The 12190-nt window shown below is 48.1% G+C and carries 12 protein-coding genes; 3 read left to right on the top strand and 9 right to left on the bottom strand.

The annotated features are described in order from the left end of the window. Positions 1–1906: ARC6/PARC6 family protein (locus RMO35_RS05510; RefSeq protein WP_309739159.1), on the top strand; the 1906-nt coding region annotated here is incomplete at its 5' end. 25 nt (positions 1907–1931) lie between these two features. After that, complete coding sequence (locus tag RMO35_RS05505) at positions 1932–2864, top strand: AEC family transporter (protein ID WP_309739157.1); 933 nt, start codon at positions 1932–1934, stop codon at positions 2862–2864. A 509-nt stretch (positions 2865–3373) separates the two neighbouring features. Here RMO35_RS05505 and cruF read toward each other — a convergent pair. Both cruF and RMO35_RS05495 read right to left on the bottom strand, forming a co-directional pair. After that, entirely contained in the window at positions 3374–4255 is an 882-nt protein-coding gene (cruF, locus tag RMO35_RS05500) for a gamma-carotene 1'-hydroxylase CruF (RefSeq protein WP_310417156.1), read from the bottom strand. Positions 4256–4473: 218 nt separating this feature from the next. Further along, the gene (locus RMO35_RS05495) at positions 4474–4677 is read right to left on the bottom strand and encodes a hypothetical protein (protein ID WP_309739155.1); all 204 of its coding nucleotides are present in this window, start codon (positions 4675–4677) and stop codon (positions 4474–4476) included. Positions 4678–4701: 24 nt separating this feature from the next. On the opposite strand from RMO35_RS05495, the gene RMO35_RS05490 reads away from it, so the two are divergent. Continuing rightward, a complete protein-coding gene (locus RMO35_RS05490) occupies positions 4702–5334 on the top strand; it encodes a glutathione S-transferase family protein (protein ID WP_309739154.1) in 633 nt (210 codons plus the stop codon). Between the two features lie 83 nt (positions 5335–5417). Here RMO35_RS05490 and RMO35_RS05485 read toward each other — a convergent pair whose 3' ends face one another. The 7 genes from RMO35_RS05485 to RMO35_RS05455 form a co-directional block, all read right to left on the bottom strand. Then, the gene (locus RMO35_RS05485) at positions 5418–5759 is read right to left on the bottom strand and encodes a hypothetical protein (RefSeq protein WP_309739151.1); all 342 of its coding nucleotides are present in this window, start codon (positions 5757–5759) and stop codon (positions 5418–5420) included. Positions 5760–5825: 66 nt separating this feature from the next. Beyond that, complete coding sequence (plsY, locus tag RMO35_RS05480) at positions 5826–6476, bottom strand: glycerol-3-phosphate 1-O-acyltransferase PlsY (RefSeq protein ID WP_309739149.1); 651 nt, start codon at positions 6474–6476, stop codon at positions 5826–5828. A gap of 56 nt (positions 6477–6532) precedes the next feature. Next, entirely contained in the window at positions 6533–7930 is a 1398-nt protein-coding gene (locus RMO35_RS05475; RefSeq protein WP_309739148.1) for a DUF3086 domain-containing protein, read from the bottom strand. Positions 7931–8197: 267 nt separating this feature from the next. Next, complete coding sequence (locus RMO35_RS05470; protein WP_309739146.1) at positions 8198–8551, bottom strand: DUF5335 family protein; 354 nt, start codon at positions 8549–8551, stop codon at positions 8198–8200. 20 nt (positions 8552–8571) lie between these two features. Continuing rightward, positions 8572–9357, bottom strand: a complete 786-nt coding sequence (locus RMO35_RS05465; RefSeq protein WP_309739145.1) for a tryptophan-rich sensory protein — start codon at positions 9355–9357, stop codon at positions 8572–8574. A 293-nt stretch (positions 9358–9650) separates the two neighbouring features. Beyond that, positions 9651–10028 carry a hypothetical protein gene (locus tag RMO35_RS05460; protein WP_309739142.1) on the bottom strand — a complete coding sequence of 126 codons (378 nt, stop codon included), beginning with the start codon at positions 10026–10028 and terminating at the stop codon, positions 9651–9653. A gap of 487 nt (positions 10029–10515) precedes the next feature. Beyond that, positions 10516–11949, bottom strand: a complete 1434-nt coding sequence (locus tag RMO35_RS05455; RefSeq protein WP_309739140.1) for a sugar transferase — start codon at positions 11947–11949, stop codon at positions 10516–10518. Positions 11950–12190: the final 241 nt, after the last annotated feature.

Here is a 12190-nt window from a genome sequence, read left to right as displayed (position 1 = left end):
CGAGCGGGAATGGCGCGATGGTTGCTATGAAGAAGCCACGATTCACTACGAAACTGCCAAAAAAATTCTCGTTCGCGAAGATCTCTTTCCCCAAATTCAAGGGGAAGTAGATCGCAAGCTCGATCGCTTGCGCCCGTATCGGATCTCCTCGCTAGTATCGCTATCGCTCGATCGTCACGAACAGCGCCGCCAAGGGATTCAATTTTTAGAAGAATTACTCGAAAGTGCTTGTACCAACGAAGTCAAGTGCCAAGAACGCTTTGCCCTCAATAGCGAAAGTACGATCGCCTTTATCCACGAAACGCTGCCCTATCTAACTGCTGCCGAGCAACGCAATTTATTCAGTCAATTGGCACGCGATTCCCAGCAAGCGGGGACGCGAATCCTCAATGTCATGCAATTGGCGTGTACCTACTTACACGTCCACGCCCTCATCGTCCAAGGCTTTGCCTACCGCAATCCCCAACTGATCTACACCGCCCAACAAATCTTGCAGTATCGGCTCAGTCAAAGGATCGATTGTTCGATCGAGCAATCAATTTGCGCCTTATTATTAGGGCAAACAGAAGAAGCCAATCAAATCCTTGCCAGTGCTGCCGAATCATCCGCTCTCGTAGTCATTCGTCAGCAGTCTCAAGGACTGCCCAACCTGCTCAGAGGCTTATGTTGGTACATCGAATCCTGGCTCAAAGATGAGGCGTTTCCCTGTTTTCGGGATTTGGTCGCCAGCGATCCTGCTCTAAATGCTTATTTTAACGATCGCGACGTCCAAGATTTTGCCGATCGCGTCCCGGCTACCGATAAAAATATTACTAGTTGGGGTCAGATCTCGCCGATCCTGATCGAGGTGCCCCAATCAGGGGAACTCTCGCTAGGCGAACATTTGACTGAATCACCGCTCGCCTACTCCGCATCAGCATCAGCAGATCTGACCCATTCCAACGTGCGCCGACCCAATAGTCTCAATGCTGCCTGGCAGCCGCCAGCAGACCGAATCGGCGGCGATAGCGTCGATCCAGCCATTCGGGTCGAGCCTGTAGCTCCACCCGAGCCACCACCACCAATCATCGCAGAGCCAGATCCCAGCAACGTCATTCAGCTAGAGAATGAACGCCAACGTCGCCGCTCATCGCAGCCGACCGCCAGAACCATCGACGGTCAGTTCGAGCAAGCCGAGATTGAAGATCGCAGGCCACTACCGCTCCCGCTCCCACCCGATCCGAGCAGTCAAATAGTCACTGCGGCAAAAACCGGACAATTAACCGAGCGATCTTCACTCCACCGCCAGCGCCGCATTCAGCGTAAGCCGAATATCCCCCGCATTTTACTAGTCGGTACTGGCGGCGTAACTTGTGCCTGGGGAGCGATCTGGCTGGCAACTACCGCCATCGGGGTCGTCACCAAACCACAACCGCCCAAAGTGGCGATCGTCGCATCGCCCTCGCCGCGTACTGCCGTATCACCCATCAGCCGCGCTGGATTAGCCACTACTACCCCACAACCAGTCAATGCGGCAGTCTTAACCCCCGAGATCGCCCAAGCCGTGGTGACTAAATGGTTGGCGGCTAAAAGCCAGTCCTTGAGCCAATCGCCCCAAGTCGATCGGCTCAAAAGCATCCTCGTCGAGCCAGCTTTATCCAGTGCGATCGATCGCGCTCAAACTGCCAAAGCTGAGGGCGTACATTGGCTGTATCAACATCAAAATATTGGAATTGTCTCGATCTCCCAACCCAATCCCGCTAGTAAGACCGCGACGATCCAAGCGCGAGTGACCGAAGACGCGCGGTACTATCGCGGAAATCGTCTCGACCCAGCCCGATCCTACTCCAAGCCGCTACTAGTCGAGTACAATGTCGTCCGCCAAAAAGATGGTTGGTATATTAAAGATATGGGCGTAGTCAAATAATTAAATAGCCGTCAGTCATCATTACATGCTCGATCGTCTCGTTCAAGCTTACACTCCGTTGATTTGTTGGACGGGGTTGGGCATTCTGACTGTGAGGTTCTTACCCGCTGCGTTCCCCTATTGGCTGGGACGCGGCTTGTATTGGGTGGGCGTCCCGATCGAGATTTTTTCCCTCGCCCGTCAGACTACTTTCGACGAACGCGCCCGATTAGCGCCAACGATTACCATTGCTTCCCTACTATTGGGATTGGGATTGGGCTGGCTCAGTCTCCAGATCTGGCAAAAATTACGCCCCGAACCCTCACCAGCCGCCGGACTCAAAGGCAGCTTGCTGTTATCGTCGATGTTGGGCAATACGGGTTTTGTCGGTTTGGCAATCGTCCCCTACTTTGTCTCCGAGACCGATGTGAGTTGGGCGGTGCTCTACAGCGTCACCCAAAATGTCTTTGGCACTTACGGCTTGGGCGTATTAGTCTCCAGTTATTACGGTCGTCAAGGCGCGGGTACCAATCGGTGGTGGACGCAGTTAAAAGATTTGTGCTGTGTGCCCTCGCTATGGGGCTTTGCGCTGGGTTCATTGACCCGCAACCTCCCTTTCCCTACCGCGATCGAATCAAGCCTTCATGCCTCGATTTGGGTGGTGATTCCCGGCGCATTTATTCTCATGGGCATCCGCCTCAGTCAGATTCAAGGCTGGCAAAGTCTCAAGCTTGCCCTATTACCCGCCATCCTCAAAACGATCGTCATGCCGACGATCGTCGGGATCTCAATTTCACTACTCGGTGTCGGTGGCGATCCGCGACTGGGCATCGTCCTCATGGCAGGAATGCCTTGTGCTTTTGCCGGACTGATTTTGGCAGAAGAATACAATCTCAATGGCAACCTAGTTGCCAGTAGCATCATCGTGAGTACATTAATTTTTCTGGCGATGATTCCAGTCTGGTTGTATATTTACTAGGTATTCTCTCTTGCATCAAAGTAAAGATCTGTAGGTCGGGTTGCGGATGCGCGCACGCCTCTGTCTCCCGACGGTTTGCGGATGGAATCGCGCTGAGGCTTCCTCAGCGTGCGTTCCACCAAGCAAGCGACCCAAATCACGCGGAGATTCCCGACCCATGTGTTTGGGTCAGCGATTCGCGATACGTAGGGTTTCCCGTTCGCGCAGCGTCTCCGAAGGAGAGGGTTTAGCGAATCAAGACAAGACAGCGGCTCGCAGCCGGGAGGTTCCCTCTCTTGTCTTGACGCGCTTAACTTGGAGGGAACCTCCAAAGCGCGCGTCGCTGACGCACACAAACGGGAGGGAACCTCCCGTTCGATGCGCCGCTCCCGGATTATGCGAGACAAGACAGCGCACCAAGCAGAAGAAGGAAACCCAACATCCCCACTGCTCACCATCTAGGTTGCAGGCTTTTCTAATGTTGAAAATATTTGCACCGTCCACACTGACTGCGTGGACGGTGCTACTTACTAGATCGTTTCTGCCTTCATCGCTTTAGGTGCGTTCTGTGGCAGTCGTGTAGTTGCCATTTGATAGAAAACTACCAGTGGCAAAATGCCCAAAACCAATCCCAACAAGATCGGAATATAAAACCCAGCGGCAATACTCATAATCGTCGCAAACGCAAAGTTACCTAAATATACAGCCAGCGGTAAGCCGAGTTGCTGGGGTGACAAGGTTAACGGCTTCAACCGCCAGATGAAAGTAGCGACCGTCATAAACACGACCCCAGTTCCAAACCAACCTACAAAATTTTCGTAAGGCATGCCAAAAAATGCCCCAGGCTGTTCCCACAACCAAAATGGCATCGTCGTCTGACTCATTGCCGGATCGAGGACAAAATCCCATGAAGTTAATAATAGCGAGCCAAACCCGATCGCGCCGATATATTTGAGTAGTTGCGGGATGGCAAAGGTTTCCAACCCAGCTCTGGCGATCGTATAAGCACTGAAGCCGATGTAGAACCAGGATAAAGGAATCGTAAATGGTACCAATCCCGCAATTTTGTAGCCCAATCCGGACAGATAATGATAGTGTCCGAAGGGAAATCCAGTACTAGTACCCACTAATTCAGCGACCAATGACAATCCGATCGCGGGTACCATAAATCCTAAACAATGCCACAGACCGAGAGTTCGATAAGCATATACCGCTACCGCGCAAGTGCCCAGTATCATGTAGACGACACCGCCACCCGCCATCGACCAAGCAAAGGCTGTTTTACCAAAATCGGGTAATGCGGCAATAAAATCGGGGTTTGGTAATACCAGTAGTAATCCGGCTAACCCAAATGCCATTGAGATGATGTGCCCAATCAGAAGAGTTCGCTCAACGCGTAAAAGTTTTTCCATCAATCGCAACCTAATTTAAATTTTCCGACTCATCCAGATTAAACGTGAATTGGAGAGTTATTCGCCCGGTTGAGAATCAATAACTACCCAATTTTCTAGATCGAGGTCATTTTATAGTTTACAAATCTTTACTTAGTAGTATACTGTAATAATCACTATTAAACCCAAAATCAATCTGTAAAAATCGTTAATTTGGGAAATTTGGAGATCGCAATCGGTCAAACTTGGCAGCGTGCAGGAGATCGCTCGTGCTCGTTGGCGTAGCCGCGCCGCGAGGTAATCGGCACCAAAATCGGTAATTTGGAGCGGTTCGATCGATCGAATATTAGCACCGATCGCAACGGCAGCAAGATCGACCCCAGACTGAGTGCCGCAGGGATCGAAACAGGTTTCTCATCATCCATAATAAAAGAGTCAAACATTGTCGTTTAGCGGATTTATCGATCGTGTCAAAACTGCTTATTTACGGACTAACTGCTAGTACCTACGTCCGCACTGTCCGGCTACTACTAGAGGAAATCGGTGCCGAATACACTCTCCACAGCATCAATATCTTCAATGGCGAAAATCACGCCCCAGAGTATCTCGCCAAGCAGCCCTTTGGGAGAGTTCCGACATTAGATGTCGATGGAGAGCTAATTTACGAAACTGCGGCGATTACTCAATATCTCGATACAGTCCTTGCCAACCATAAGTACAGCCCCGCCGCGCCGCTGCACCAAGCCCGGATGCGCCAAATTATGGGGATTATCGATAGCTATTTATATCCTCCCGCGATCGGGACGATCGTCATTCAAAGTCTCATCGTACCTACTCAGGGCGGTCAGACAGATGTCGAAAAAGTTAACAACGCGATCGCACCCGTCAAAACTGCCCTTGAGGCGATCGAATCGTTAGTAACAGGTAATCTATATCTGCTCGGTAGTGACATCACGCTTGCCGATTTTTATCTGATTCCCATTTTTGTCTACCTAGCTCAAACCCCAGCATTTGCCACAGTTACCGCGCAAACACCTAAATTAGCAGCTTGGTGGGATACAGCGAGTCAGCTACCTAATGTCAAAAAAGTGTGTCAGTAATGTAAGTTAATCTGACAAGTTATTATTCGCTTCTACCTGATTTCTCGTAAAAATCGGGTAGAAGAGATCGCACTATGTTTTGTCTAATAACAGGTGACAAACTCCCGCAAGACATATCCCATGATTTTATAATTACCCTGATTCTTAATCGCCACCAACACCCAAGGTTTACCCTCACTATCCGTCGAGATTGACTGGGCATAGACGGTTCTACCGTTTTTGAGCCGATTGACTACTTTGCCATTAGGCTGCAATCTCGCGTTAAGTGGGGTACCAGTCGGATCGGTAACGCGGCAAGTTCTGCCGGAGACATCGCCACCTTGCGCTCTTGCGGGTAAAGAGGCTGGATAAGCACTCACAAATAGAGCGAGAATCGTTAAACAGGTGAGCTTTGGCATATTTACTCCGGATTTTTTAGTTGTCATAGATAATTGCTTCCAATTATAAATACAACAACTTTAATCGGGTACATTCCCGATTCCAGAGCGAGTCTAAGTCGTCGATTCTAATTTCTGCCCCAGCTTTGGTTCGGTACCTGCGATAATTCGTTGGATATTGGTACTATGTCGCCAGATGACGTAAATACCGCCGACGATCGCAAACACGACCGAAGGTAATGGTCGAGCGAATAGGAGCATCCAAATTGTCACCGAAATTGCACCCGCGATCGAACTCATCGATACGATTCGACTAATTGCGATCGAAATCCCAAACACCAAGATCGTCGAAGCGCCGACTTGCCACGACATTGCCAGCAACACGCCGACGCCTGTGGCTACAGATTTACCACCACCAAAATTTAGCCAGATCGATTTACTGTGTCCTAAAATCGCTCCGGTAGCCGCTAAAGGGACTAGATAAGCTTGCCACTCGATCGGCAGTGCTGGCACTAAATTGTAAGTGAAAATTACGTTGACAATTGTGACTGCTAATGCACCTTTAATCGCATCGATGAGTAACACGATCGATCCGGGCACTTTTCCCAATGTTCGCAGTACATTCGTCGCACCTGTCGAACCCGAACCATGTTCGCGAATATCGATTCCTTGTAATAGTTTTCCTGCTAAGTACCCAGTCGGAAATGAACCTAGAAAGTAGGCAAGGATAAAAATCCCAATGGCGATAATGGTGTTATTTAGCATTCAGTCTTCAATTACAATTATTAATTATTAATTATTAGTTATTAATTAATAATTATCTACCGATATTCCCGATAATCATCCAACTGTCGATCGGGATCGGGCGCAAATGCCAGCCACAGCGGATATTGAAGAATCGAGAGGCTAATTTGATTTTCAGAATTATCGATGATAATTAGGGGCATTTCCTGATTTGCGACAATCCGATCGACTTTTTGGATTAGCGCTTCGGGATCTTCAAACAAAATAATCCCCCCATTGCCACCGAAATCGGCTTTGGAGAGTCCCAAACAGTCTTGAAAGCCTCTGCGCCAATCGCCGAGACGTTCGGGCAGGTTGGCGAGGACGAGGGTGCGAAGATAGTCACCGTATAGCTCTCTGAGCGCAGATACCGCCGCCGCTGCTACTAGGATATTCTGTAAACGGCTGCCCATCGTGCGAACCGCACCCCGCCCATCTTTACTAAAAAACCAGTCTGATACTTTATCGGCGTGGACGGCTTCGAGGGTACGGCGCAGTTGCCAAGCTGGCGCATAATAATCTGGGGCATTGCGATAACGATCGATCGAGGCACGGACTTTAGTGGCTGTTGTTTTAAAAGCAGGTTCGGCAAACTGGGGGGTTTGGGATCGGGAGTCGCGACTGGGTGAGGCTGGGGCTAGGGGTTGCCGAGGCGCGTTACCGCTAGCAGCGCGATCGAGCGGTGCTTGAATCCGGATTTGAGCGGGGGGTGGTTGGGGAAAGTCGATTTCCTCAGCGATGACAACGAGATCTTGCAGGCTACCGACGAGGTAGTCTTTAAATCCTTGCAGGCGAATGGCAATATCTTGAGAGCCACCTGCAAAACTTTTGGCGATTTCTTCTTGGATGCGATCGCGTCGGCGTTCGAGCTGTTCGACAGAGATTTGCAGTTTTTGGCGGCGTTGTTCGAGTTCGGAAATCGAAGTTTGGATGACTTGCCCAAAAGTTGTCTGCGTCTCCACAAGTTGTGCTTGGAGTGCCGCTCTAGTCGCTTGAAGTCGATCGATTTCGGCTTTGATTTCCGCCTCAGCGCGGACTAGTGGTAAAACGTGGGGATCGATTGGCGTACTTGGAGGCACTGACGTTAGGTTTAGTGGTACTGCATCAGCAGCAATTGGCTCGGTGGCTACGGCTGGCTCTAAATCCGGTGGTTCTAAATCTCGATCGATCTCATCGAGTAAGTGATGCCAGTTATCTTCCGATTGCGGGGGATCGATCGTCTCCTGTGGCGGCTCTACTGGAATGGTAATTGGTGGCTGTGTCTGTGTTGGCGGTGAAGATGAAGTGGAGCGTTCGGTGACTTCGCCGCTATCCCAAACATCCCCAAGTGGCTCCGATGCTGACGAGATCTGTTCGACTACACGAACATCGATAATATCCGATCGTGGGGAAGATTGGCGATCGGGTTTTTGCTTGGCAGTTCCGTCAGAGTTCATAGATTTTGGCGTGGCGAGCACAGAAATAGATTGGCTATGATAGCGGCAGTCTCAGATTCAGGTCGAGAACTACAAATCGATCGCTCATCACTCATTATATCGTACTGTAACGTTCTGCCTGCATTTGCCATCATCCCTGGCAATCGAACATAACTGTTTGAAGGTAAAAATAGAAGTATCGAGTCAAAAATTCTTAAAATTAAAGCAGGTGCAATTCATAGATTGCACCTGCTTTAATGTCTAACATTATAGCCGAGCGAGTCTGACTTAACTAGCTTGTAATTTAATCAATGTTTTAGTTCCAGCCGCATCGCTAATCGACAAGGCAAGCATCTCTCCACTTTCACTCTGTCCGGTTAATACCTCCTGCGGAGAGTCGATCGTATGAGCATAAGTTACTTCGTCGCGACCGATTTCAATAACTAGGTCGTCGCCTTTATTCGGTCGGTCGTACACCATTGCCATCAAGGGCGCATCTTTAATTAATTCTGCGTCGCCGACTTCCGAACCGATGATTTCAATCGACACATGTCTGCCGCGATTGCCATCTGAAAACTGGTCGAAAAACTCGCCCCAGCGATCGTTCGGTATCGATTTGTTGATTTCAATTTTGCTACTCATTAAGATTCCTGATAGACGATTTAGTAAGTTTTACTCAATGCTTTAAATTCGTTGGCTAGCAATAGCAGCAGTGCAATTGTTGCCACGATGCCAGTTACGGCAATTATCGGCGTACCGAGCTGGCGAATGCCAATCCCGAGTAGTGCCCAGACGATAACCAGGGTGTATGTAGTATCGCGGCGCTCGATGTAGATATAGCTGGCAAGTGCGGCACTAACAACCATCATTAACACCGTCCATGCCGTCGCTGGAATGCCCCACCCATCCCATTCGCTGACAAATAGGGTACTAGCAACATTGACGATCGTGGCGACAGTTATCCAGCCGAGGTAAATACTGATGGGAACGTGTAAAAACCATCGCTCCTGTTTGGAGACGTTTTGAGAACCGATGCCCAGACACTGATATAGGGCAATCAGCGGTAGCAAAATCCCAAACATAGCAACGATCGACAGCGGAAACTGTCTGGCTAGAAACAGATAAATCCAAGCGCACTGAGCGACACACGCGATCGTCAATAGATAGCCACCCCGCTCCAAGCGGGGATTGTGACGCTCGGTAGACTGAAACTGATAAATCCCATAGGCAATCAATCCCAAATACACCACACCCCAAATCGCAAAGGCATAATTAGCAGGCGTAATCTGAACTGGTGCCAATAACGTATTCGACAACTTGCCTACGTTAGTACCATTGAGCGGGAAAATATTAGAAAGGGTATTGACTACGATACTGGCAACAATAGCAAGCAGAGTTACTAGTTGGCGGGTTAGTGCTGGATCGGAACTTTGGTGAGATAGTTTCATAGGAAATTATGATGACAAAATTGCTCGATCGAGACTGAATCTAAGTCAACCGCCAGCAGTCTCATTTGTGCAATGCTAGTGCCAAATCGCTCGGCTAAAACCTCGATTGAGTGTCTACTTAGCTGGATTCTACACCCGAACATTTTGGCTGAAGATTAATAGTTAACTTTACCGATCGCCATGACAATATCTTTTTTCAGATGTCGTTCAGTCACTAATATTATCACAAGCCATCTTCAAGATAAATCAATCGATCGACAGATTTTTGCTCGATTAATTAAATTTATTCTGGCTTAATCAGGAAAAATTTTGCTCACAAGCGGCATTGATTTTTTTAAGGCTTCAGCTTTTTTGGCTCTACTATTAGGACAGTAGTCTACACAGTCAATTGCTGATTGAGTAAGTACTTTGCTCGGATGCAGCGCACAATTTAGATAAAGATTGTTATTAAAATAAGTACAACTATGACAAAGTGCTTTGGGTGCAGCTACGCGCCCATTTGACTTCTGTCGATATCTAGAAATACACGCATATGCTGAAACCGCCAACGCTGTTAGCACCGCAATACTACTTACAATTGGGAGCATCGGGTCGGTAGCTATGTTTCCTACCCGGTACTGGCTCGGATTTAGTGAATTAGATGGCTGAATCACTATTAAATTTGCTTCCATTTCCATTCCTGCTTGATTTTAGGGACGCTACCAATCCTGCTGTAATCCAGGTTGGAAGTCACAAACTTTAGTATCGATCGATAATACTACTAACTCACACATCTTATTTGTACTAAAGATCGTCATGTCAATGAATCGATCGATAGGCAGATCTTCAGTCGTTCTTTTCCACTATTAATCTCTGTCAATGGGCAGAGACGCTCGCGATCGGCGACTCTGGTAATGTCATGAGTAATTTGGCAAGCGGACTGTGAGAGAGCGCCGATCTAGCTCTCATTCCGATCCCTCTGACCTCTGACCTTTTATACCAACACAAAGCAGGGTGCGCCGCACAACTATTATTGTGCGGCGCACCCAGGAGCGATTAGATTAATTAACTTATTAGACTTCTTGCGAAAGTAAAAACAAAATCTTTACTAGTATTGTCTTGACTAAAAAAACCTAAAGCCTCAAACCTAAAGCCTAATACCTGACTTTCGCAGGAAGTCTATTGTCCTTGCATCTTCAAGACGACTGAGAACGTCCGTAGTAAGATTTTGAGGTCTAACCAAGGCGACCAATGCTTGAGGTAGTAAAGGTCGTATTGGAGCTTGATCAGGGCATCTTCGGTCGTACTGCCATAACCGTAGTTGATCTGCGCCCAGCCAGTCAGCCCCGGCTTGACAGCCAACCGCGTCCGATAAAAAGGGATTTGCTGTTGTAATTCTTTGATAAATTGGTAGCGTTCTGGGCGGGGGCCGACCATGCTCATCTCGCCCCGCAAGACGTTGAGCACTTGAGGTAATTCATCTAAGCGAGTTTTCCGGATGAAGTTACCAACTTTGGTAATTCGAGCATCACCTTTGACCGCCCATTGCGCCTTACCATTGCGTTCGGCATTTTGCACCATCGATCGAAACTTGTAGACTGTAAATTTAGCGCCATACTGACCGACGCGCTCTTGTTTGTAAAATATCGCACCAGGGCTATCGAGCTTAATTGCGATCGCTACAAAGGGAAACACCACCGCCAGTACCAAGCCGATAATCGTGCCACAAATCAAATCTAGAATTCTTTTACCAATCCGATTGAATGTATCGAACGGATTCTTTTTGAGCGGTAGAGCCGAATACCATTGACTGCCAATATGTTCGACTGCCACTTTACCCGTAATTTTCTCATACAGCACTGGCATGGGCGTAATCGCAATCCCGCGCTCGTGAAAATTAGTTAGTAGCTGTAGTAACTCTTCATCGATCGGACGGCTGATTGCTAGAACGATCTCATCGACGTTGTAGCGATCGATATCTGCACTCAGGTTGTGACGATTGCCCAAAACGGGGATATTTTGACAGACTTTGCCATGTAGCTTGCGATCGTCATCGATAAAACCGATCGCTTGGTAATGCGGATACTGCTTGAAGGCTTCTGCCAAAATCGTCCCAGTCACACCAGCGCCAATAATTAGCACTCGTTGGCAAGCATGTCCGACACCGAATACCAGTGCATACATTAGCCGCCAAGTCAATAACAATATCGTCGTATTCAAGATTGCCACGGCGGGGGCAAATCTTAGTGACACCGTGTTTTCATTTAACGGCAGTGGCGATGTTAAGAAATAGTAGAGTAGATAGATGAGGCCGACAATCGCGCCACCCCAACCAATGCGTTGGATCGTGCGTCTGACTTTGACAGCAATCCGCAGATCGTATAGGTCGTTAATAAACATCCACACCAACCAGCCGATGCCCATCGCCACGACCCAGGCGGAATGGGCACTCAGTAACTGCAAACTAAATCCTCTACCAGTTTTATAAGCCCAGTACCATAGTGAGCTAACAATTCCACTGATAATCAGGATAATGTCAGCGATACACAGTAGAAATTTACGCTCGGAAAACTCCAGCGATAGCTTAATTTCTGGTAACAAGTATGAAAACATTAATCTACCTAGTTTATAAAAATCAGTGGAACTGCTAGTTTTTTGCGAGCCTCACTTTCGCCCTACCTTTAAATATATTACCTTTTATTTAGCTAAAATATATAAATAAATAGACCGAACGATCTACCTAAAAACAGTATATAATCTATACAATTTTTTACGCGAATTATATTTTTGTCTGCACATGAGTTCAAACTAATCTTAACTAACATGCCAATCTTTAGAATCAGCTAATTATCCT

The organism is Chamaesiphon sp. OTE_20_metabat_361, assembly GCF_031364565.1.
The sequence above is the reverse complement of the archived record's forward strand: the minus strand, read 5'-3'. Positions and strand labels throughout refer to the sequence as shown.